This is a genomic window from Faecalicatena contorta (assembly GCF_022835095.1).
GTDB classification, from domain to species: Bacteria; Bacillota; Clostridia; order Lachnospirales; family Lachnospiraceae; genus Faecalicatena; species Faecalicatena contorta.
Genome location: NZ_BQNQ01000001.1, coordinates 1,033,712 through 1,055,847, shown reverse-complemented (window position 1 = coordinate 1,055,847; position 22,136 = coordinate 1,033,712). Strand labels below are relative to the sequence as shown.

Genomic DNA, 22,136 nt, shown 5'->3' with positions numbered 1-22,136 from the left:
ACTAAGGCTCCTCTCTCAAATATTCAGTCCCTGGCGTTTTTCCAGTACAATCTTTTCTAAAATGTCTGCGGATTCTCTTGCATCTCCGTTGATGATGACCTGTCCTCCGGTCAGAGTCTTCATATCTTCTGTCAGTACCTGAACCGCTACCGGACTTCCGGTAACAAACGGCGGCAGTCCCAGATGAAGCGGCAGTCCCAGCGCCAGGCCGTAGCATCCGTCTGCCAACGCCTGTTCTTCCAGCCACTGTGCCGCGGAAAGTACAAGCGGAAGCTGAGGAAGGTCGACTCCCAGTGCCTCTGCCAGCTCGGTTGCCACGATTTCCAGGCGCCCGATTGCCAGACACGGTCCAAAGTTCAGCACCGGCGGAATTCCCAGTGATTCACAGACTGCGCGCAGTTTCGGGCCTGCATATTTGGCTGCTTCCGGTGTCATCAGCCCGCAATTTTCGATACCGCCTGAAGAACATCCTGCGGTCAGTACAATAATATCTCTTGAAATCAATTCTTTTACCAGGTCGACAGTAAGTACGTCATGACCTCCTGCAGTCAGGTTTGAACATCCGACTACTCCTGCAACTCCCTTGATATCGCCTGATACGATCAGGTCGATCAATGGTTTCCAGCTTCCGCCGAGGAATTTTTTCAGGGAGACTTCGCTGACACCGGTCAGTGTGTTCTCGTAACCGTGATCTTCCATCAGATTCATAGACACGTTGCCTCTGCGTGCACTGTAAGCCTCGATTACTTCGTCAATAATTTCTTCCGTTACAGCCGGACGGTTCTCAAAATCAAATTCTTTTAACTCCGCATTGGCTTTTTTCGCTACATTATCAATGCAGATCTGCTTAATCTGCAGTTCATCACAGATCGGCTCGATTCCCGGCAGAGTACAGTTAAACTCTGAGATAACGGCATCAATTCCTCCGGTTGCCAGAATGGCTTCACTTGTGAAGTTATTGCCGGCATGGCCGTCAAAAATCTCCGTATAGTGTGCGCCCCTCAGCTGCAGATCCTGCCCCACGCAGGTACATCCAACCAGCTTAAATCCTTTTGCACCTGCTTTTTTTGCTTTTGCAATCACATCCTCATCGGTCAGCCTGTTCTGCAGGAAGGTAAACATGGAGTGCTGATGTCCGGTGATCATGATATTGATATAATCCGGGTCAATGACTCTAAGCCCTACAGGTGCAAAACGGATTTCCGGTTCTCCGAGCACAATATCGTTGAGTAAATTCGTAAGCACAAGCCCGTACATTCCTGTGGAAATCCCCAGCTTGAGACAATCAAGCAGCATATTGACCGGGTCGGAATTCAAGTTGGTTGAACATTTTACGACTCCATGGAACACTTCGGACTTTGCGCCTCCCGGAAGAATCCCCAGCTCTTTCCATTTCTCAAAGCGTGGTTTATATGCCATCTTCTCTGTAAGCTGCATCTTTTCATACTCCGGCAGGTATAAATCTCTCAGAACTGCATCTGCGACCGCTTCTGCCTTTTTATGTAAGTCTGTCTCCTCAATACCGAAAAGGGAAGCCAGACGGTCCAGTGTCTCAACACCTTTGATTTCGCCTTTGCTCTTTGCCACATTCTTTACGTTCAGAGCTGTATTCTCCACTACATGGATATAGCATCCGGAACCGGAAGCTACAGCCCTCAAAAGATTTCTCGTCACGATCGTATCTGCGGTCGCTCCACAAATCCCGCGAGGCGCTTTGGGTGTAATACGGCAGGGGCCGTTCGCGCACAGACGGCAGCACACACCCTGCAGTCCGAATCCACACTTTGTACTCTGTGCATCCACTCTGTGATGGGATGTCTCCACGGGCAGTTTTGCAATAAAGTCCTCCAGCGGCTTATCAGCGCTTTTGCAGGTATTGCATCCATAACATTGATTCATAATCTTTTCCTCCTTAATACATGACTATTTTAGTCTAATTTAGTTTTATAAAAAAATCCCTTTCCTCCTGAAAGGAATATTTTTCAGAGTACATCTAAAGACTCTTCGTTATATGATGGATCAGAACAAATCATACAATGTGGTGGATTTGAGTGCATCAACGAGTACTTTCTGCACTTTTTTCAGTTCCGCATGTACTCTGCAGGCATCTCCGCCTTCGTTCCTGCTGCATGACTGGCTCATACACGGCGTAATCATAGGTTCCTCATCCACTGCGGTCACCACATCATAGAGCGTAAGGGCTTTCAATTCTACCGCCAGCCGGCACCCTCCGGCCACGCCCCGCTCCACGATAATATATCCGGCCCTCTGCAGCTTGCCGATAATCTTGTATGCAAATGACTCCGGCACTTCCTCGGCCTGGCATATATCCTTTACTGTATGCTTCTCCTTATCCTTCAGAGAACGCATAATACGAATCGCATAATCAGCTTCCTTTGTGATAAGCATCGCAACACCTCTTTTCTATAGTGCTAGACTACCATACTGGACCAAAAATGTCAAGATTAAAATCAGAGAAAAAGCGGCCGGAAAGGGAACTAGCTGCTGTTCCCCTTCCGGCACGCTCCCGCTTGCAATGCCGGCTTTCCTTTTGACTCCGATATCCGCAGCAGCATCCTCAGATTTTTACTGCGGGGACGGAAAGTTTTGCCCCCATACCTGTATCAGCTCCAAAATTAAAGCTGGGCGCTTTATCATAGGCCATCCTGTAGCCGTATACTTCAGGATTATATCTTCCCACCGCCGCATATGCACTCTCGATTGCCGCGCAGAAGTCTTCCTCATCCTCGTATGGTTCGGTCTGGAAATACAGCATAACACATGGCTCCAGTTCTGCGGTTCTGTACTCCGCAGGCAGTGGCTTGTCAAAGTCCAGGGGAACTTCTATTCCTGCCGCCATTTTTGAAAAACCTTCCTCTGCCAGAAAATTGGGCAGTTCCATCAGGGCGGCTGTATCGAATTTCTCATCGATGCTGTTCAACAGCCCTTCCCACTCACATCCCATTTCTTCACAGTAAGAGAAATAGTCTTCTGCGCTTCGGGAGGGAAGCCAGATCAATTTCCTTTGGGGCCTTTCTTTCGCAGTTATCATACACAGACTCAGATCTTTGCTCATATTTGTTTCCTCCTTATATTTCAGTAATGCATAGTAATGGTTAACCGGGTACTGAACAAACAGAGGAATAGGGAGCAACTTTTCCCTGTATTCAGAGGGGGTTACGTGAAAACGCCTGCTGAAAGAACGGGTAAACCCTTCATGTGAAGAGAAATGGCTGTTCAGCGCAACCTGAAGCACACTGTTGCCTGTGCCTGCCAGTTCGTTGGCGCTCTCGGTCAGGCATACCGCATTCACATACTCCTGCAGCGTCCTGCCAGTCTGATGCTTGAAAATACGGTCGGCATGGCGCCTGGAATATCCGGCTGCCCTGCATACCTTTTCCGCGGTAAAGTCCTCCTCCTGAAAATGTTCCTTTATATAATCCTGCATGTGTCTTACTGCCTTAATTTCATCCATACTATGCTATATCCTTTACTTCATAATCATACTGTGTCTGCAAGGAATCTGTCTTGATAAATCCGGACATGTTTTTTACTTTATACAGCCTTTTTCAGTTTCATATATGTTGTAACCAGCAGATATCCATTAAGACGTCTTCCTGCAGAATAATATCTGCATCCCCCAGATATCCACGTTGATATTTTGAGCATAAAAATACCTCAAAGTCTTCTTGATGGCTCTGAGGCATCTCTTTTCTATATTCAGTTATATTACCAGCTCCGGAAGAATAAGTTATTGCCGATATTCACCCCGGGCCTGTCCGTTGATCCGGCATAGAGGAAATAATAACAATCCGCCACCGCTGCCAGCCTGACTCCGCTCAGCGCTTCTTTTGCCACCTGACAGGAAAGCGCCCTCGGACCTCTATCCAGGGCCGCATCCAGGCTCCCCTTAGTTACCGGTTCAAACTGATTGGATGCATAGACTACTTCTGTAATACTATTGGGGAAGCGGGGATCATTCACCCGGTTCAGAATCACCGTGGCAACCGCCAGCAATGAATTGTAATCCTGATACGCTTCACACTCGATAATCGCCGCCAGCAACCGTTCCTCCTCCTCAGATACCTGAAGCGCCTCTGCACGCACGGTTGATCCGTCCGTACCGCTCGGGTACCCCAGTGCCGCCGTCTCCTGGGCGCGTACCTGCTGAAGCCTTGCAGTATACGCCTCCAGATCCGTTGACGTAGCCTCCGCTTTTATCCTCAACTCATCCTGCTGGGCTGTCAGCCTGCCCTGGAGATCACCCAATGCTTTCTGCTGGTTCTGCAGTGTCTCCTGCTTTGTGGCAATGTCTTCCCTGACTGCGCTTAAGGATTCCAGCATCTCTCTGTCATAATCACTGATATTCTGGATAAATTCCGCTTTGTTCAGGAAATCGGTCATACTCTCTGCTGAGAAAAGTAATTCTAACAAGGACGCATTGCCTGTCTCATATAAATACTTAATGCGCGCTTTCATATCCTCGTACTGCTGTTCCTCGTTGGCTTTCGCACTAGAAAGAGCTTCTTCCGTACGGAGGATCTCGCCTGACATAATGGCTGACTGCATCTCGATGGACTGAATCTCATCGCTGATCGACAGCATCTCCTGGTTGATCCCCTCCAGCTCTGTCTGCAGCTCAGCGGTCTTCTGGCTTAAGGATGCGGAATCTTCTGCCCGGACAGGGATCAGAGGACATACCACTGCAAGTGTGCATGCAATTGCAAGTCCCTTATGTAACCTTCGTCTTAAGTACAAATTCATAATCTTAATTCCCTCCTGGAATAGTATCTGTTCAGACATTATACTATATAATGTCATATTTCGCAATTTAAGATTTTCCATAATCTTCAGCGGGGTGCTTCGGATGCAGTTTTTCTATGGGTTGCTGCCGCAAAAATTTTTAATGTCGGGCGGGATGTTTTTCGGATTTTATATATGGAAGTTCCATATCAATGTTGTTTTGATTATTGGAAAGGTTTATAATAGTTAACATACCACAACGTGAAACAAGAATACTATTAAAAAGGATTTTGTAACTATGCAGAAAGATTAGAAAGGAAAGGATACTGTTATGAGTACATATTCTATTTACTTCAGCCCCACACAGGGAACCAAAAAGGTTACAAACGCATTAGCCAGCGCCTTCGAGGGCTACAGGGAAATCGAGTTATGCAAGGCAGATGACGGCAGCACGCTGCCTGTATTTACGGAGCAGGACGTGTGTATTATTGGAGCTCCTGCTTTTGGGGGAAGAGTGCCGGCGTTTGCGATTGAACGGATCAAAAAGCTGGAAGGCAATCAAGCAAGGGCGGTACTAGCGGCTGTATATGGCAACAGAGCCTATGAGGATACGCTTATCGAATTATACGATACCTTAAAGGACTGCGGTTTTCGATGCATTGGAGCCGTTGCTGCAATCGCGGAACATTCCATTATGCGCCAGTTTGCTGCGGGCAGGCCCGATGAACAGGACATAACAGAATTAGAAGAGTTTTCAAAAGAGCTTTCCGAAAAATTAGCCGGTCCAAAAGGCGGAGAAGAGATTCAGGTACCGGGAAACCGTCCTTATAAAGTATTCAATGGTTCGCCGATGAAACCTTTCACTACCAAAGCATGCAGTAATTGCGGCATATGTGTAAAAGCCTGTCCGGCAGAGGCCATCTCATCGGAAGCTCCGTATACTACGGATCCGGAAAAGTGTTTCTCCTGTATGCGGTGTATCCAGGTCTGTCCCGAGAATGCAAGGCAGGTTAACCCTGATATGGTAAACGGGCTCGTTCAAAAGATGCAAAAAATGTTGGAAGTACCGAAGAAAAACGAATTATTTATTTAATCAGTATATAAAATGGCTCCGGGGGCTTTGCCCCTGAGCCATTTTACAAATGCAGCATGGTTGCTTCTGCATCAGTTAACACCATCTGCTTCTCTACATATCCCTTTCTTTTTGACCTGAAGTGTTCTTAGACATGCCCATAGTAATCTCTATGGTTTACAACAGAGTAAGCATAATCAAGCAGTGTCCCCCAGCTATATACCGGCAGGTCCAGCTCCCGCTGAATTCCTCTGGCAAAAGGCTGCATACCCGTACATTCCAGCATAATTGCTCCCATTTCTGGATGTTTATCCGCCAGATCCCTGCACATCTCAATCATCTGCTTCTCTGCTTTTGAGTAATACGCCTCCGGAACCTCCTTACGCACCTGTGCATTCCAGAGATTATCAAATTCGGTGCAGCCATATTCCCTGTGCGCCGGCAATAAAATAATTACTGTCCGGAGCAATGCCTACATTTTTCAGGTGTGTCTCTGTCAGGAATTTGCCCATAGCAGCAACAATTCCCACGCTTCTGTTCTTACCAATCGTCTGCTGTATCATCGGAACCTGCAAAAGGCTTGACATGAAGACCGGGATATCCACATAACCAGCAACCTCCCATATTAGGCACAATCTGCGATCCCGTAGCAGGCTTAGTCCAAATCCCGTGTATCAACAGGAATGCATTGTCCGCAGCCAATGCTGTTGTGAGCGCAAACCTGGTCATGGGAGGCTTTAACCCCTTAATCCCGCTGGATCAGGCCGCCGAAACCATGTTTCGTGTCGGAAAGCAGCTGCCCGGAGAACTGCGCTGCACGTGTAAAGGAGGACTATGTACAACAGCATGCGGCAAGCAGCTTGCAAAAGAGCAGGAAATACGCGATAACCAAAGATAAACAGCCGTCAGGTTAAAGGAGCCACATCCACGTACATAATAAGTTTAAAAGAATTTTACCAGATAGTATGAAGGAAGGATTCTGCAGAAGCGGACCCCTTCCTTCATGTTTATATGCAGTCTTCTATTCTTTGCATTTTCCAAATTCCCTTCCAGCCTGCACATTTGAGGCCATACTTTCCCCTCTCTATATCCCCGACAAAAATTCTTTTACATGCATCAGTGCGGCCCCCACTGCCGCGGACTCATATTGATAGTGGCATGTTTTGATAAAATTTACATCTTCGCCGAACAGGCTGTTTTTTTGTACCTCCTGCGCGATTTCATCCACATAATCCCGCAGAAAGCTTCCCACATAGCCGCCCAGGATGATATCACAGTCAAAGGAAGTCCTGAGATTTAAAATCGCGAGCACCAGATACTCCCTGTATTCAATCCACACCTTTTTCTGAACCTCTCCGCCCTTTGAGAGCATTTCAAAAAAATCTTCCAGAGTCTCCCCGTCCAAACGCAGATTATTGGCAGAACAGTATGCGTTCACGCATCCTCTGCGCCCGCAGTAACATTCCCGCCCTCCCGGCTGGATGATGAGATGTCCGAATTCTCCGCCTTTTTGGGTCTCTCCATAGTAATTCTGCCCATTGATCAAAATCGCGCCTCCTACCGTGTTGCTCAGGGAAAGGTAAATCACATTTTCCAGGTTCCCTGCCCGCCAGAGCTCTGCAAATCCGCCGGCATTGGCATCATTGCTGAACAGGCACGGATAAGGTATCCGGCTCCGGAATTCTTCGAGATTTCCGCCGTCAAAGTCAAGCACCTTTCCTCCCAGCATATACCGTGAGTCAGCATCGATAATACCTGGCAGCGAGATTCCGACACCCAGGATCATATCACGGGAGGCATTGCAGTTATCTAAAAAATCTTCCAGTTTTAAAACCAGGTTGTCAAAGTATTCTTTGTCATTCTTAAAGGTATAACGGATTCTGCTGTATTGAAGGATATTGCCTTTCAGGTCGATCAGCATAAAAACCACATGATTCCTCGTTATATCCAGGCCAACCGAAATTTTAGCATTAAAATTACATCCGATAACTTTTGGCCTGCGCCCTCCTGTAGATTCTTTTACTCCGAACTCCATGATCAGATTCTCTGCCTTCAGTTCTTTTACATTCTGTAAAAGTGTCGGCATACTCATGTCTAAAATCCCTGCAATATTCTTTAGTGATTCCGGACCGTGCTCATAAAGGAGGTGATAAACCCTGCTTCTGTTATTGCGCTTTACATCCATATTATTCAGCATGTTTTCCGTCATATCATTCTCCTGTTTTATAAAAGTATTTTAGTAATGTATTAATTTTAACATATTTTTTTATTCAATACAATCCCTATTCCATGGCAGAACCAGTCATTCGTTAACTCCGGGTTACTGTGCGTGCCCGCAGGGTGTGAACATCAGCAGCTTAGGAGGCTGATTTAGGAAGCTTTCCTCTAAGTTAAAGGCCGCAGGAGATCCGGCGGCCTTCTCTTATGGAAATTCTATTACAGATTTTACCATCTCTGATTTGTGACTGATACTGTCTTCCAGCGCCTGTCCTGTCTGCTCGAATGCATACATATTTGTTACAATCTTTTTGATCGGCAGATGGCAGTCGGCTACCGTATGTATCGCAGCTTCATACAGATTCCGATAGCGGAATACAGTATGCAGCTTTACTTCTTTGTTCATGATTTTCCCAAAGTCATATTGGAAGACCGGATCTGCTGCCATCCCCACCATCACTATAGTGCCGCCCCTTGCCGCCAGTTCAGCTGTCTGCTGCGCGGTCTGCTGGCTTCCCGCTGTTTCAAAAACCAGGTCGACGCCTCGGCCTGTGGTCGCCTCCATGATTTCCTGTACAACGTCCTCTTTATCTGCCCGGATTGCCTTAACGGCTCCTAATTCCATCGCCATATCAAGACGGCTCTGAATAATATCCGCCATGTAAACCCGTTTCACGCCCATTGTAGACAAGGCCATCAGCGTACACAGTCCAATGCAGCCTGCTCCCAGAATCACCGCGGTCTGCCCCACTCTGGCTTCCGCCTGCATCGCTGCATGCATTCCCACACAAAACGGCTCAATCAGCGCGCCCTCTACTGTATCCATGCCCTCCGGAAGCTTAAAAACCATATCTGCCGGATATTTCAGATATTCTGTAAAGGCCCCGTCATAGGGAGGAGTTGCCAGAAATACGACATCAGGGCACAGATTATATTTACCGCTTTTGCAGTATTCACACTTTCCGCATGTATATCCCGGCTCCACTGCCACAATATCTCCTATTTTAAGATTCTTTACCGAGTCTCCGACTTTACAGATTTCTCCCGCACACTCATGCCCCAATACCATCGGCTGGTTTACAACAAAATCGCCTATCCGTCCATGTTCATAATAATGGATATCAGAACCGCAGACTCCGCAGTGCTTCACTTTAATCAGGACCTCGTTATCCCCGATTTCGGGGATATCCCGCTCTTCAATTACTACCTCTTTTACTTTCTTCATAACTGCTGCCTTCATAGTAACCTCCTATACCTTATTCTGCAGCTTAGCTGCAGATCCGCCCGAAGGGCATGAGTTACGGGATGCCCTTTGGGTATACCTTTTTCTGCAGCTGTGCTGCAGACCCGCCCGCAAGGGCATGAATTACGTGGTGCCCTTTGGGTATACCTTTTTATCAGATGCCAGGGCAAGAATTTTTTCGTCGCTGACATCCTTATGCAGAAGCTCACCAGTAATCTGCCCCTCATACATTACAATAACTCTGTCGCAGAGTGAGATGGTTTCCTGCATTTCGGATGACACCATTACAATACTGACTCCCTCTTTTACAAGCTCATTCATAATCTGATAGATCTCTTCCTTAGCGCCTATATCGATTCCCTGGGTAGGTTCATCCATAAAAAGTATTTTAGGATTATTCATCAGGCATCTTGCAATCACAACCTTCTGCTGATTGCCGCCGCTTAAGTTTTCAATGATCTGTCCCTGCGAAGGAGTTTTGATATTCAGCTTCTTAATATACTGCTCCGTAAGGCTTTTGCATCTCCTTATATTCAGGAGCCCCGTCTTTGACCTTAGTTTCCTGAGGTACATTACCGCTGCGTTATCCTGAACACTCAGCTTCAAAAACAGTCCCTGGGTCTTTCTCCCCTCAGGCACCAGCCCCATTCCCTGTTCGATGGCTTCACCTGTTTTGTGCAGAGGACATTTCTTTCCCTGAATTGTTATGGTTCCGCTCCGTCTTGTGTCAGCCCCATATACCGCCTGCAGAACTTCGCTTCTGCCGGCTCCCACAAGCCCGGTTATCCCCAGTATTTCTCCCTCATAGAGCTTGAAGCTGACATTTTTCACTTTATTTCCCACGCACAGATCCTCTACATCCAGAATCACTCTGCGGCTCTCATAATCCTGAATAAAGCTGTCCCGCACTGTTATCTGGCTGTATTCCCGGCCTACCATATATGAGATCATCTTTTCAATCGTCATGCTGCTTTTGTCATCTGTAATGATATGGCGTCCGTCCCTGAGTACAGTTATTTTATCAGCCAGCCTCATGATTTCATCGAGTTTGTGTGAAATATAGAGAATTGTCACCCCCGATTTTTTCAGCCCGCGTATGATTTTTTCCAGAAAATCTGCCTCACTGGCCGTGAGAGAACTCGTGGGCTCATCCATTATAATCAATTTCGATTTCAGTGCCAGCGCTTTTGCAATCTCCACCAACTGTTGCTGGGATGTACTAATATCCCTGATAAGGGTACGGGCATTCAAATAATCCAGCCCGACTTCTCTCAGCGCCCCTTCGGTCTCGGTATACAGCTTCCGGATGTTCAGGAAACCGGCCTTGCCTTTGGGAAGCCTGCCTGCAAATATATTTTCGGCAATATCCAGTGCCGGCGACAGTGAAAGTTCCTGATGGATCATGGATATCCCTATGTCCTGCGCGTGGCTTACACTTTTCAGTTCCAAGCCTTCCCCCTCAAATATCAGGCTGCCCGATGAAGGCTGGTATACTCCTGACATGATATTCATCAGTGTAGACTTGCCCGCCCCATTTTCTCCAACTATAGCATGGATCTCCCCCTCCATAATATCAAAACTGACGTCATCCAACGCCTTGACACCAGGAAAGTACTTGCAGATATTCTGAATTTTATAGATTGCTTTCTGCTCCATTGTACTCCTCCAGCTTTTCAGTATTCTTATCACCTGCCATATTATTTACTCCGGAAAATATTCGTTTACGTTCTCTGGTGTAATTACATCTAAAGCAGTGAAAACATTTCCTGCCACTTCCGGTTTCCCTGTAATTACCTGATTGTAGCCATAAACAATCGGGTTTGCTCCCTGGTCAAACGGACCCTGGCTGATCGTCGCATTGATTGTACCTTTTCTGAGGAATTCAATGACTTCATCCATATAGTCATAGCAGACAATTTTTACTTTCCCTTCCAGCCCCAGATCCTCGATTGCCTGGGCTGTTCCGATCTGGCCGTTTGCAGTACAGATAATACCGCTCAGATCCGGGTTTCCTGTCAGAAGATCTGTTGCCACATTATAGGCTACCTGGTCATTATCGCTGCATTCTACTGTTTCCAGTAATTTGATGTCCGGATATTTTTCTTTAAACTGGTCTTCGCTTCCCGTTCTGCGCAGTTCATGGGCGTTAACACTAAAAAGTCCCGTTATAATACCCACGGTACCTTTTCCACCGAGAATATCAGCCATCAGATCCGCCGCTTTCTGTCCCGCTGCGTATAAGTCCTGTCCCACAAAGGCTACCCTTGAACATTCCTGAGCCGTATCGGAATTATAGAAATAGACTGCGATGCCGGCATCCGTTGCCTCATCCACGATCGGACAGATCGAATCAGACACGCCAAATGTACTGATAACATCGTATTCCTTTACAATGCAGGTCTGGATCGCATCATAGAACAATTGGCCGTCCAGAGATTCCAGGGGTATCAGATCTACCGTACAATTGTAATCGGCAAGTAATTTCTTTGCAGATTCCATGCCGTTTACTACCTCCAGCCAGAATGGCCCGTAGGGAACACATAATGCTGCGATTTTTATCTCATCCCCGGAAGTATTTTCCACCGGTTTTACTGTGATTCTGGAAGTATCGACAACAACATCGTCCAGAATATTGTCATCCCCTGCCTCTTCCTCTGCATCGTCCTTCTTTGCCTCTTCCTTTGTCTCTTCCGTTTTCTCTGTTTTAGTGTCCTTTCCCTCTGCCGCCTTATCTGCTCCGCATCCCGCACACAGGCAGATTACCATAGCTGCACTCAAAATGAATCCTAACATTCTTTTCTTCATAAAAACTTCCTCCCTTTAATTTCCTTTGTTGATTTTCCTTTGTTTAAAAAATGCTTTTACCGGATCAATTGACACCGCAATAATAATTACGATCCCAATGCTCGCGGTCTGCCAGTATGAGGGCAGCCCCAATAATACAAAGGCGTTTTTCAGAACCCCCATAATTGCTGCGCCTACCATAACGCTCCAGATTTTCCCTTCACCTCCGCTCATGCTGAAGCCTCCAATCACTACGGCAGCAATGACATCCATCTCATAACCGTTTCCAAGCTGAGAGTCTGCGCTTCTCAGCTTCCCGGTCGCAATAATACCGCATAAGGCTGCCAGAAATCCCTGAATGATATAGACAAGTACCTTTATGCGCTCCACCCTGATCCCGGAAATCTTTGCTGACCTCTCATTATTTCCAACCGCATAAATATTCCTTCCGGACAATGTGTATTTTGAAAAAACTGTTCCAATTATAATTACCAGCGCCATGATAATAACCGCGACCGGGATCTGCCCTACCTTTCCGTTTCCCAGCCAGTTCAGGGGGGTATCCGCACTGATCGGCATTCCGTTCGTGATTAATAAGATCAACCCCTGCATGATCTTCCCTGTTCCCAGTGTGACAATAAAAGGGGCCAGCTTCATATAGGTAACCAGTACGCCATTTACTGCGCCAATTATAATTCCCGTCAGCAGCACGGTGATCAGCGTCAGCCACATATTGGCGCCCTTGCTGATCATGCTGGCCAGCATACAGCCGCAGATACCCACAGTATAGCCGACAGACAGATCGATTCCGCCTGTAAGTATGACAAAACCCATGCCGATTGCCAGAATCGCATATTGGGAAACCTGATACAAAATGTTTATAATATTAGAGCTTTTTAAAAAGTAAGAGCTTAAAAATGACATCGCAATACATAATAATGCCAGTGCGATTATGACTCCAAACTCGCTTGTACTTGTAAACTTATTGACTGATTCTTTCTTTTGGACATTTGACTGCTCATTCATGTGCCATCCTCCCTATTTCGTCATCCGGTTGTAGTCCCGGACGGCTTCAAACATTGCATAAATATTTTCAGGCTTGGTTGGCCCCTGGATATTGTGTATTGTATTAAAGACAAATCCGCCGCCCGGTGCAAAGATCTTCAGCCGCTCCAGCACTTCCGCATAGACCTCTTCCGGCGTTCCGAACGGCAGTGTCTTTTGTGTATCGACTCCGCCGCCCCAGAAAACAAACTTATCTCCCCATTTTTCTTTCAGCATCACAGGATCCATGCCATCGGCAGAACATTGTACCGGATTCAGTATGTCAACGCCCGCCTCATATAATTCCGGCATCAGTTTTTCAATTGCACCGCATGAGTGGAAAAAGACCTTCCATTCCGTGTTCTGGTGAATCCAGTCATTCAGTTTTTTATGGTAAGGGAGGTAAAACTCCCGGTACATATCATTGGATATGTACTGTGACCTCTGTGTACCCAGATCTGTTCCGCTGACGAACACAGCCTGGATCTTATTCCCCGCAGCTTCTTTCAAAAGCTTCACATTTTTCATGGCAGTCTCTAACTGCATCTCATAGCATTCATGTACATACTCCGGAACGGTGTAATGGGCTACCAGCCAGTCCTCCGGGGAACGGATTCCCCTGGGAAGCTTCTGCGCCGGCCCCGGGATATAGGCCATGTCTCCCATAGCCGTAAGCGCAGCGGCGCCGAAGAGGGCGTAATCTGTATTTTTGTAATAATAGTTTATCTGTTCTTCCATGAACCGGAGCTGGCTGTCTGTATAAACCGCATAATCATCTCTAAAGTCCTTTCTGGCACTGGCTGTCTCTTCGTCAAATTCTCCCGCAGTGTGATCCACATTATCGAAAAAATATCCGCCCGCCGGCAGCTTAGCCACCGGTTTTGCATGAATGTCTCCACACGGGTACATGTATGTATTATTCTTATGATCCACCGTATAGACAAAATCTTTCGGCACCTCCACCTCCAGTCCCTGCGGCAGATGCCAGGTTTTCCACCCTGTATTCTCAAATCCATATATGGTCCAGTTCGTGCCGATCCCCACTATGTCAATTCCAAGCGCCTTCCTCATCTCTTCGTCCACCTCGCCTAAGAGCTGAAAGGGTTCGCTGATCCGCTCCCTTTTAGGACTTAACCCCAGATATCTCCGCAGATTAGAGAGAGCCTCTGCATGAATGCCAGTAGTAGAAGCAGCGCCCAAATCCACCACCACATCTCCCGGATCCTGGTGGTTAATTGTCTGTAGAAATCTTTCTCTCGATGTTCCGCTCATTATACACCTCCGCATAAAGCAAAATACTTTGTTTAAATTATTTTATAAATGTATTATAGTGATTTTCTTTACTTTTGTCAATTCGTCTTTTTTACTAATCTTTTCTTTTGTTTTTCTGCTATTTCTACCAAAAAGAAAGTGCTGTCCGCTGATGAGCGGACAGCACTTTCTTATTCTACCGTTTAAAAGCAGGACTGCGCCAGATAGCTGATTGCCCGCTATTCTGCCGCAGTCCTATACTTTTCCTCTTTGCTTGCAATTAATATTTTGCTAAATAACTGAAAATCTCTTCCAACCTGCTGTCTCCGAATCCGTCTATGACCCAGTCTGCCCCCGCCAGAACAGCAGCGCTTCCAATTCCCACGCATTTCATTCCTGCCCTTTTTGCTGCTTCTACTCCTGCTTCCGCATCTTCAAATACCAGACAGACTTCCGGCATTACGCCAAGCATTTCTGCTGCTTTTAAAAATACTTCCGGATCCGGCTTCGCCCTTTTTACCATTGTTCCATCCACGACACAGTCGAAATACTGCCTGATCTTCAAAAGCTCCAATATCATCCCGGCATTTTTACTTGCGGAACCAAGGGCCGTTTTAACCCGCGCAAGGCACAGCTTTTCCATAAATTCGTTTACCCCCGGTAATATATCATCTTCTGTCATCCCGGATATGTACTTTATGTACCACTCATTTTTCTGTTTTGCCCATTCCCTCTTCTGGCTTTCCCCTGCCTGTAAACCGCCGATGGATAACAATATTTCCAGCGACTCCATACGGCTTACGCCTTTCAGCCTTTCGTTATCTTTCTGTGTAAAATCAATGCCGAGTTTAACCGCCAGTTGTTTCCATGCCTGATAGTGATACTTTGCCGTATCGCAGATGACCCCGTCTAAATCAAATATAACCGCTTTAATATGCTCCATATTATAATATCCTCTGATCTGTCCCTTTATAAAATTTACCTATTCACCAGTCCTCTGTCTTTCCTGCTGTTCATGGGCATTTCTTAACTTTGAGATGCCCTGTATCTAATAATAGAAAAGGTGCATTACCGTACTGTATAAGCTTTTCCGTATAGAAAGATCTGAACCGGCGCCCCTCTCTTCAGTGCCAGGCGCGTGCCTTCTTTATCCGTCTCCGCCTCAATCTGGCTCCCGTGGTACAGGAAACAAAACCGGTAGCTGTCCCATTTTTCAGGCAGATAAGGAGAAAGGTGCAAACCCGTCTCTTTCAGCCTGAGTCCTGCAAAACCATAGACAATTGCCATATAGGTCCCCCCCATATTGGCCGTATGGATACCGTCCTTTGTATTCTTATGTGTATTGTACAAATCCAGCTTGGCAGAATCACCAAAATGACTGTAGGCCTTCTCCCTCATGCCGAGTCTGGAAGCCACAATACTGTATATACAGGTAGACAGAGAGGAATCATGGGTGGTAATCTTCTCATAATACAGAAAAGACTTCCGAATCGTTTCCAGGCTCTGGGCATCCTCAAATATAAAATGTGCCAGTACCGTATCCGCCTGTTTGCATACCTGATAGCGGTACAGATACATGGGATGGTAATGCAGCAAAAGAGGAAATTCCTCCACCTTTGTATTTTTTAAATCCCAGACTTCTTTTGAAAGGAAGGAGTCATCCTGGGGGTTAATCCCTAGGATTTCATCATAAGGAAGGTACATATGCTCCTCCGCCTCCCGGAATTCCCGGAGTTCCTCCTCTGTCAGGCCGATTCGGTCCACAACGTCCCGTTCTAGCCCGGCTTCCTTAAGGAGCTGGTATATGGCAACCGCCCAGTGCAGATTGTACTGCGCCGAAACATTGGTATAATAATTATTGTTTACAAGGCAGGTGTACTCGTCCGGTCCTGTCACTGTATGGATCTGGAAAGTCCCATTATAATAGTTCCCGACATCCATCCACAGCCTGGCAGTCTCAAAAAGGATCTCCGCACCCTTTTTTGCCATGAATTCCAGATCCTGCGTGGCAAGATAATAGGCTGCGGCAGCATAGGCAATATCACCGTTAATATGGTACTGTGCACTGCCCGAAGGAAAGTATCCGGAGCATTCCTTCCCCATAATGGTACGCCAAGGATACAGCGCACCCTTCTTATGCCCCAAAATCCTGGCATTTTCTCTGGCTTCCCGGAGTATCTCATAACGGTATGACAGCAGGTTTCTGGAAATTTCAGGGTTTGTCAGTACAAAAAAGGGCTGTATATACATTTCCGTATCCCAGAAGTAGTGGCCTTCATACCCCTCTCCACTTAATCCTTTTGCCGCAATATTACCGTACTTATCCTTGCTGACTGACTGAACCAGCTGGTACAAATTATAATGAACTGCGCTGGACAGCTCCGCATCTCCCGTGATCTCCAAAGCAGAATTCTCCCAGAAATGCTTTAAGTAGCGTTCCTGCTCCAGGTTATAGTATGCAAGTCCCGTCTCCAAAACCTTCTGCATATTCTGCTTCGCTGTTTCCAGACAGTCCGGATTACGGATGGAATCCGTAAAAATACTGTATTTCTCAAGTACCGCCTCCTGTCCGGTCTCCAGAAAAACAGGAATGGTCTTTTTAGCCTGCCCCTTTTCCATGTCCACATGCCCGTTCTCCCTGACATGTATCCCATTGATCTTATGAGCCGCTGCGCTGCATACCCCGAGACCGGAATTCATTGTACGGGAAAGAATATAAGATACCCCATTCTCTTCAAAGCAGGCCTCTGTCCGCAGATACTGGACGCTTTCTCCCGCCACTCTGGGATCATCCGGATTGCAGTAGTTCTGTACCTTTCCGCTGTGCCAGGAAATAAACTCCACCGGGCCGCTGAAATTTACCGCCTTTACCTTATATTCGATCGTAAACAGGGACGGCAGAGCAAAGGATGTCATGCGTCTGATCTCTATAACCGCCTGCTTGCCCCGGGAAGTTTCATATCGGAACCTGCGCAGCGTAAAACCGCCGTCCATATCCAGCACCCTCTCACCGTCCAGGAATTTTCCTGTATCAGGTGAAAGCATTTCTCCATCAATACAAAGATGTATTGTCTGGGTATCTGCTACATTTACTATCGTCTGTTTTTCTTCCACCAGCCCGCACAATTTTTCGGCCTGATTCATTTTGGTAAAATCGTAAAATCCGTTGATATAGGTTCCCCGGATCGTGTCATAATTTTTTCGTGTCCCTTCCTCAAGACATCCCCGGACTCCAATATAGCCATTTGCATTATGGAATATGGTCTCCTGCAACAGCAGTTTTTCATTATCCGCCTCTTTAAAGTCCGCTTTATATAAATGCCGCATCTTTACACCGCCTAACTTTCTATTTTACTGCTCCTGCCACCACGCCCTTAACAATATGTTTCTGGGCACAGAGATAAAAGATGATAACCGGAATGATTGTCAGTGTCAAACCTGCCATAGCCATATTCCACTGTATGGTAAATTGTCCGAAAAAGGCTGCCGTGGACAGTGGTATGGTACGGTTTGCTTTACTGGACAGCACCAGCGCAGGCAGCAGGTAGTCGTTCCAGATCCAGATAACATCCAGAATCGCCACTGTTACAGTAGTCGGCTTTAGCATGGGAAACACAATTTTGAAAAAGATCCCCAGTCTGCTGCAGCCGTCAATCTGTGCCGCTTCTTCCAGCGAAACAGGGATTGATTTTACAAAGCCATGATATAAAAATACTGCCATGCTGGCCCCAAATCCCACATTCATGTAGATCAGCCCTCCCAGCGTATCAAGCACAGGTATATGCAGGTTATCCCGTATCCAGCCCATTTCCTGCAGTAAAGGCATCATCAGCGTCTGGAAGGGAATCAGCATAGTTGCTATCAAAAGGTTGAAGATGATTTTACTAAGCAGATTGTTCACACGCACCAGCATCCATGCCGTCATAGAGGCAAGAAGCACAATCAGCAAGGTAGATACAATTGTTACAATCAGCGAATTTCCAAACGCTCGAAAAAAATTCATTTTAGCCATGGCTTTTTCGTAGTATTCAAAGGTGAATTCACCTGGCAGAGCCATAATGTTTGCATATAGCTCCGAGCGGTTTTTAAATGAATTCACCACGACCAGATAAATGGGAAATAGAAAAACCGCGCATAAAAGGAGTACGAGTGTATTAACCAAAAACTTTTACATTACATCTCCACCTCCCGCTTTTTCGTTATGGATACTTGAATCAGAGTAACCAGAGCAACCACCACAAAGAACACAATTGCTTTCGCCTGCCCGTATCCATAATTATTCAAAGAAAAGATTTCATTATAAATATTCATGGCAAACATTTCAGTGGCATTCTGGGGGCCGCCCCCCGTCAGAGACAGATTCACGTCAAATATCTTCAGACAGTTGGACAATGTCATAAACAAACATATGGTAAAGGAAGGCATCAGCAACGGAAATTTAATTTTAAACAGGCACTGCCAGAAGCCCGCCCCGTCTACCTGAGCGGCCTCAATCACATCATCCGGTATTGCCTGTATTCCGGTAATATAAATAATCATAATATAGCCGGCCATCTGCCAGGTCGCAACCACAACCATGGCGGCCAGCGCCCATTTCCCGTCTAACAGCCAATTGGTAAAAATACCGCCCCATCCGGTAAGTTCGCCGATATACGACAATGCATCTCCCAGGACGAATTTCCAGATATATCCCAGAATCAGCCCGCCGATTAGGTAAGGCATAAACAGCATAGTCCTTGCAATATTTCTGACTTTCAGCTTCGTGGTCACCATTAAGGCAAATCCAAGCCCCAGTATATTAATAGCAGCAATGGCCAGCAGTGTGAATACTATGGTATGAACTGCACTGTTTAAAAAACGCTGATCTGAGAACAGCTGCACAAAATTATCGAGTCCCACAAAGACCTTCGGGTTTAAGGGCAGCCCGTCCCAGGAAAAGAATGCGTATCCGATCCCAATAACAAATGGTATCAGCACTACCGTTGTGAAGATAAATAGCAGCGGAAGCACAAACAACGCATACCAGCCCATTCTTTTTACTTTTTTCTTCTTAGCCATATTTACCTCCCTGGCATAAAAATGGCAGCTCTATTTGCATATCAGAACTGCCATCTTTTTCCTGATCACTTCTTAGTTTCCGGCTCCCGCCTGAACAAAGGCTTTGGTTAGTTCATCCAAAAATTCATCTGTACTCATGTCTGTGGTAAAAAATCCTTCTGCAATCGGCACGAGATATACATCTACAATACCTGCCGGATAGTAATTAAGCGCCCAGGATATTGTTTTTCCAGATTCTGTATAATCCGCTAATTCCTGAGACAGAACATTTAAATCATCATTAGTCATTCCTTCTACAACTGGAATAAAATCGAATTCATTCATCAGATAATTCTTTCCGGTCTCACTTGTATATAACCATTCCAAGAAGTCTTTCCCTGCCTGCTGCTCTGCTTCTGATACCTGAGAGTTTACATACCATGCGCTGGGAACGCTGACTGCCAGTTTATCATTTCCTCCAAGCGGAAGCGGAGCCATGCCCATGTCAAAGTCCATATCATAATCTGCAAACATACTGTATGCCCAGTTTCCCTGATGTATTGAAGCTGATTTCCCTGTGGCAAAATCTCCGCACTGCTGATCATAGCTTGATTCCAGTGGATTTTTGCAGTATGTGCGGACTGCATCATACAGTTTCGCAAACTCCTGGAACTCCGGCACGTCCTTTAAATTGATTTTTCCGTCAATTACATCCTGCATAAAGGCTTTCGGATCATCCTGCAGCGAGAACGGAGTATTTAAAATATGGCCGATTATAAAGTAACTTTCCTGAGACAGCGCAAACCCGTTTATTCCAGCCTCTTTCTGCTCCTTTAACATGTTGATAAAATCGTCGGTTGTTTTCAGTGCGGCAGCATCCATCAGATCTTTGTTATATACAACGCCGAACCCTTCTACCGTATACGGGATACCGACAGTCTTTCCGTCAATTACATCCGCCATTCCCTCTGCGATCTTATCCGTAAAACTTAAATCGCTCAAATCTGTCAGATAATTCTTCATCTGTTCCGATTCCGTACCCGGTACAAAGGACATCAGCGTCGGCCCCTGATTATTCGCCAGTTTGGACTTCAGCTGCTGATAATAATCATCTCCGGGGGCCTCCCATACCTCTACCTCTACACCGGTCTCTTCCTTATAATCCTCAGACAGTGCTTCCAGCTGGTCAATAATATCTACCTTTGACTGGAAAATTACTATCTTATCGACAGTGTCATTATTTTTCTCCGCTTTGTCTCCTGCACCGTCTTCCTTTCCGCCGCATCCTGTCAATGCCAGGGATGCCAGCATTACCGTTCCCATGAGTAAACTACACAATTTTTTTAATTTCATTTTCTCTCCTCCCATTTATTGCTGGTTATTCAGCGCTTCATTTGTAAAACGTTATACACAAATTTTAATTTCAGTTTTGATTTTCGTCAATTGTTTTTCAGTATTAAAATAAAAAATGCTGATTCCCTCTGTTTTTCACAATATTTTTATCGTATTCTAGTATTTTTCCTTATAATCTCGGCATTTTTACACATATATTTTAGTAAACACTATATGTAAACACTAATTATTTTTCTTTATTTTACTCCCCACCGTTTTTCTCCATTTTACTTGGGCCGCTATCCTGAACAACTCCACATTTCTTTTTCCTTCAATATTCTCAACAAGGTACTGTGCTGCCAGATATCCCCGCTCATAATCCGGAACTTCTACAGTGGTCAGCTCCATGATGCTGGACAGATCAGAATTATCATAACCGGTAACTGCAATATCCTCCGGTACACGGATGCCGTTTTCGCGGAAGGCCTTGATAGCCCCAATTGCCATATTGTCATTCGCACACATCAACGCCTCCGGAAGCCGTTCACTGAGCATAATAATCTTTGCCGCACGGTAACCGCTTTTTTCCCGGTAATCGCCAGCATAATAATTTTCCCGCTTGAAGCCGATATGATTCTGCTCCAGTACATCCAGAAAAGCCTTGTAGCGCTCCTTGTTGTCATCCGTTGTCTCAATCCCCCCTATATAGGCAAATTTCCTGTAGCCGCAGTCAATGACCCGCTGCACCAGCTGGCACATAGAGTCGTAATTATTGTTGACGATGGTTTTAATATAGGGGTTGTGCAGAACCCGGTCCAGAACCACAATCGGGTATGTCTCAGACGCCGCTCTTAACAGTGTCTCATTGCTCATCTTCGAATCCAGGCTGATGCAGCCGGCCGTCAGATTGCTCCGCATATACTTTTCACAGGACTTGCTGGTACTGATAATAAAATCGTAATCATTTTCATTGGCATAATCACTGATGCCGCGGATAATTTTCAAAAAAAAGGTACGGTCAAAATCACTGAAATTAAATAAGATTGTTTTACTGTCTCCCTTTTTGAGCGTTCTTCCTGCTATATTTGGATAATAAGACAGTTCCTCACAAATGCGCAGAACCTTATTTTTTGTCTCTTCCCCTACATTGCGTTTTCCATTCAGTACATTAGAAACTGTTGAAATGGATACTCCTGCCGCTTTTGCCACATCACGGATCCCAGCCATAAAATCTCCTCCTTTTTACTGCTGTTTTTATTTGATTTTACTTTATTTTACAAAAACAGGCAATCTTTTTACAGAAAAAGAGAAAAGGGGTCAGACCCCTCTGCAGAGGGGCTGACCCCTTTTCTTCTGAAAAAGACTGCCTGCTGTTTCTTCGGCAACACTATTTTATAAACCTGTTTATTTATC

General features: G+C 45.9%; 20 protein-coding genes. 2 read left to right on the top strand and 18 right to left on the bottom strand.

All coding sequences use genetic code 11. The annotated features are described in order from the left end of the window. Positions 1–15: 15 nt before the first annotated feature. From cooS to MWG26_RS04790, 4 genes are all read right to left on the bottom strand, one after another. A complete protein-coding gene (cooS, locus tag MWG26_RS04805; RefSeq protein ID WP_025654929.1) occupies positions 16–1,899 on the bottom strand; it encodes an anaerobic carbon-monoxide dehydrogenase catalytic subunit in 1,884 nt (627 codons plus the stop codon). 120 nt (positions 1,900–2,019) lie between these two features. Then, positions 2,020–2,409, bottom strand: coding sequence for an RrF2 family transcriptional regulator (locus MWG26_RS04800; RefSeq protein ID WP_025654928.1), 390 nt, complete (start codon positions 2,407–2,409; stop codon positions 2,020–2,022). A gap of 169 nt (positions 2,410–2,578) precedes the next feature. Next, positions 2,579–3,475 carry a helix-turn-helix transcriptional regulator gene (locus MWG26_RS04795; RefSeq protein WP_025654927.1) on the bottom strand — a complete coding sequence of 299 codons (897 nt, stop codon included), beginning with the start codon at positions 3,473–3,475 and terminating at the stop codon, positions 2,579–2,581. Positions 3,476–3,729: 254 nt separating this feature from the next. Continuing rightward, positions 3,730–4,764, bottom strand: a complete 1,035-nt coding sequence (locus tag MWG26_RS04790; protein ID WP_025654926.1) for a cell wall hydrolase — start codon at positions 4,762–4,764, stop codon at positions 3,730–3,732. A gap of 310 nt (positions 4,765–5,074) precedes the next feature. Between MWG26_RS04790 and MWG26_RS04785 the strand changes: the two genes are divergently transcribed. Then, the gene (locus tag MWG26_RS04785) at positions 5,075–5,836 is read left to right on the top strand and encodes a 4Fe-4S binding protein (RefSeq protein WP_025654925.1); all 762 of its coding nucleotides are present in this window, start codon (positions 5,075–5,077) and stop codon (positions 5,834–5,836) included. A 127-nt stretch (positions 5,837–5,963) separates the two neighbouring features. Here the strand turns inward: MWG26_RS04785 and MWG26_RS04780 are convergent, their stop codons facing one another. Together MWG26_RS04780 and MWG26_RS04775 are read right to left on the bottom strand one after the other, a co-directional pair. Next, positions 5,964–6,203 (bottom strand): aspartate/glutamate racemase family protein, encoded by a 240-nt coding sequence (locus MWG26_RS04780; protein WP_207658941.1) that lies wholly within the window; start codon positions 6,201–6,203, stop codon positions 5,964–5,966. Between the two features lie 19 nt (positions 6,204–6,222). Continuing rightward, positions 6,223–6,450 (bottom strand): aspartate/glutamate racemase family protein, encoded by a 228-nt coding sequence (locus MWG26_RS04775; protein ID WP_244062699.1) that lies wholly within the window; start codon positions 6,448–6,450, stop codon positions 6,223–6,225. Between MWG26_RS04775 and MWG26_RS04770 the strand changes: the two genes are divergently transcribed. Further along, complete coding sequence (locus tag MWG26_RS04770; RefSeq protein ID WP_081733044.1) at positions 6,438–6,713, top strand: L-serine ammonia-lyase, iron-sulfur-dependent, subunit alpha; 276 nt, start codon at positions 6,438–6,440, stop codon at positions 6,711–6,713. The two genes, MWG26_RS04775 and MWG26_RS04770, sit on opposite strands and share 13 nt — an antisense overlap. Positions 6,714–6,899: 186 nt before the next feature. On the opposite strand, the gene MWG26_RS04765 is transcribed toward MWG26_RS04770, so the two are convergent. The 12 genes from MWG26_RS04765 to MWG26_RS04710 form a co-directional block, all read right to left on the bottom strand. Continuing rightward, positions 6,900–8,024, bottom strand: coding sequence for an ROK family protein (locus MWG26_RS04765; RefSeq protein ID WP_025654922.1), 1,125 nt, complete (start codon positions 8,022–8,024; stop codon positions 6,900–6,902). 213 nt (positions 8,025–8,237) lie between these two features. Beyond that, the gene (locus MWG26_RS04760) at positions 8,238–9,272 is read right to left on the bottom strand and encodes an NAD(P)-dependent alcohol dehydrogenase (RefSeq protein ID WP_025654921.1); all 1,035 of its coding nucleotides are present in this window, start codon (positions 9,270–9,272) and stop codon (positions 8,238–8,240) included. 126 nt (positions 9,273–9,398) lie between these two features. Continuing rightward, complete coding sequence (locus MWG26_RS04755) at positions 9,399–10,931, bottom strand: sugar ABC transporter ATP-binding protein (RefSeq protein ID WP_025654920.1); 1,533 nt, start codon at positions 10,929–10,931, stop codon at positions 9,399–9,401. Between the two features lie 45 nt (positions 10,932–10,976). Continuing rightward, entirely contained in the window at positions 10,977–12,080 is a 1,104-nt protein-coding gene (locus MWG26_RS04750) for a sugar ABC transporter substrate-binding protein (RefSeq protein ID WP_025654919.1), read from the bottom strand. A 15-nt stretch (positions 12,081–12,095) separates the two neighbouring features. Continuing rightward, entirely contained in the window at positions 12,096–13,085 is a 990-nt protein-coding gene (locus tag MWG26_RS04745; protein ID WP_117441040.1) for an ABC transporter permease, read from the bottom strand. Positions 13,086–13,097: 12 nt separating this feature from the next. Further along, positions 13,098–14,375 carry a uroporphyrinogen decarboxylase family protein gene (locus MWG26_RS04740; RefSeq protein WP_181969585.1) on the bottom strand — a complete coding sequence of 426 codons (1,278 nt, stop codon included), beginning with the start codon at positions 14,373–14,375 and terminating at the stop codon, positions 13,098–13,100. Between the two features lie 259 nt (positions 14,376–14,634). After that, positions 14,635–15,297 carry a beta-phosphoglucomutase gene (gene pgmB, locus MWG26_RS04735; protein ID WP_025654916.1) on the bottom strand — a complete coding sequence of 221 codons (663 nt, stop codon included), beginning with the start codon at positions 15,295–15,297 and terminating at the stop codon, positions 14,635–14,637. A 125-nt stretch (positions 15,298–15,422) separates the two neighbouring features. Then, positions 15,423–17,681, bottom strand: coding sequence for a glycoside hydrolase family 65 protein (locus MWG26_RS04730; protein ID WP_117441042.1), 2,259 nt, complete (start codon positions 17,679–17,681; stop codon positions 15,423–15,425). Positions 17,682–17,700: 19 nt separating this feature from the next. Further along, on the bottom strand, positions 17,701–18,357 hold the full coding sequence (locus MWG26_RS04725; protein WP_244062698.1) for a carbohydrate ABC transporter permease: 657 nt from the start codon (positions 18,355–18,357) through the stop codon (positions 17,701–17,703). A 170-nt stretch (positions 18,358–18,527) separates the two neighbouring features. Then, entirely contained in the window at positions 18,528–19,412 is an 885-nt protein-coding gene (locus tag MWG26_RS04720) for a carbohydrate ABC transporter permease (protein WP_025654915.1), read from the bottom strand. Between the two features lie 72 nt (positions 19,413–19,484). Next, positions 19,485–20,744, bottom strand: coding sequence for an ABC transporter substrate-binding protein (locus MWG26_RS04715; protein ID WP_025654914.1), 1,260 nt, complete (start codon positions 20,742–20,744; stop codon positions 19,485–19,487). 222 nt (positions 20,745–20,966) lie between these two features. Further along, positions 20,967–21,950, bottom strand: coding sequence for a LacI family DNA-binding transcriptional regulator (locus MWG26_RS04710; RefSeq protein ID WP_025654913.1), 984 nt, complete (start codon positions 21,948–21,950; stop codon positions 20,967–20,969). Between the last annotated feature and the right edge of the window lie 186 nt (positions 21,951–22,136).

Bases quoted from the DNA above. Each gene is read 5' to 3' on its own strand.
- MWG26_RS04795 (WP_025654927.1), bottom strand. From the start codon at position 3,475: ATGGATGAAATTAAGGCAGTAAGACACATGCAGGATTATATAAAGGAA.
- MWG26_RS04725 (WP_244062698.1), bottom strand. From the start codon at position 18,357: ATGAATTTTTTTCGAGCGTTTGGAAATTCGCTGATTGTAACAATTGTA.
- MWG26_RS04740 (WP_181969585.1), bottom strand. From the start codon at position 14,375: ATGAGCGGAACATCGAGAGAAAGATTTCTACAGACAATTAACCACCAG.
- MWG26_RS04760 (WP_025654921.1), bottom strand. From the start codon at position 9,272: ATGAAGGCAGCAGTTATGAAGAAAGTAAAAGAGGTAGTAATTGAAGAG.
- MWG26_RS04800 (WP_025654928.1), bottom strand. From the start codon at position 2,409: ATGCTTATCACAAAGGAAGCTGATTATGCGATTCGTATTATGCGTTCT.
- MWG26_RS04750 (WP_025654919.1), bottom strand. From the start codon at position 12,080: ATGAAGAAAAGAATGTTAGGATTCATTTTGAGTGCAGCTATGGTAATC.
- MWG26_RS04790 (WP_025654926.1), bottom strand. From the start codon at position 4,764: ATGAATTTGTACTTAAGACGAAGGTTACATAAGGGACTTGCAATTGCA.
- MWG26_RS04715 (WP_025654914.1), bottom strand. From the start codon at position 20,744: ATGAAATTAAAAAAATTGTGTAGTTTACTCATGGGAACGGTAATGCTG.
- MWG26_RS04730 (WP_117441042.1), bottom strand. From the start codon at position 17,681: ATGCGGCATTTATATAAAGCGGACTTTAAAGAGGCGGATAATGAAAAA.
- MWG26_RS04765 (WP_025654922.1), bottom strand. From the start codon at position 8,024: ATGACGGAAAACATGCTGAATAATATGGATGTAAAGCGCAATAACAGA.
- MWG26_RS04755 (WP_025654920.1), bottom strand. From the start codon at position 10,931: ATGGAGCAGAAAGCAATCTATAAAATTCAGAATATCTGCAAGTACTTT.
- pgmB (WP_025654916.1), bottom strand. From the start codon at position 15,297: ATGGAGCATATTAAAGCGGTTATATTTGATTTAGACGGGGTCATCTGC.
- MWG26_RS04745 (WP_117441040.1), bottom strand. From the start codon at position 13,085: ATGAATGAGCAGTCAAATGTCCAAAAGAAAGAATCAGTCAATAAGTTT.
- MWG26_RS04720 (WP_025654915.1), bottom strand. From the start codon at position 19,412: ATGGCTAAGAAGAAAAAAGTAAAAAGAATGGGCTGGTATGCGTTGTTT.
- MWG26_RS04785 (WP_025654925.1), top strand. From the start codon at position 5,075: ATGAGTACATATTCTATTTACTTCAGCCCCACACAGGGAACCAAAAAG.
- cooS (WP_025654929.1), bottom strand. From the start codon at position 1,899: ATGAATCAATGTTATGGATGCAATACCTGCAAAAGCGCTGATAAGCCG.
- MWG26_RS04710 (WP_025654913.1), bottom strand. From the start codon at position 21,950: ATGGCTGGGATCCGTGATGTGGCAAAAGCGGCAGGAGTATCCATTTCA.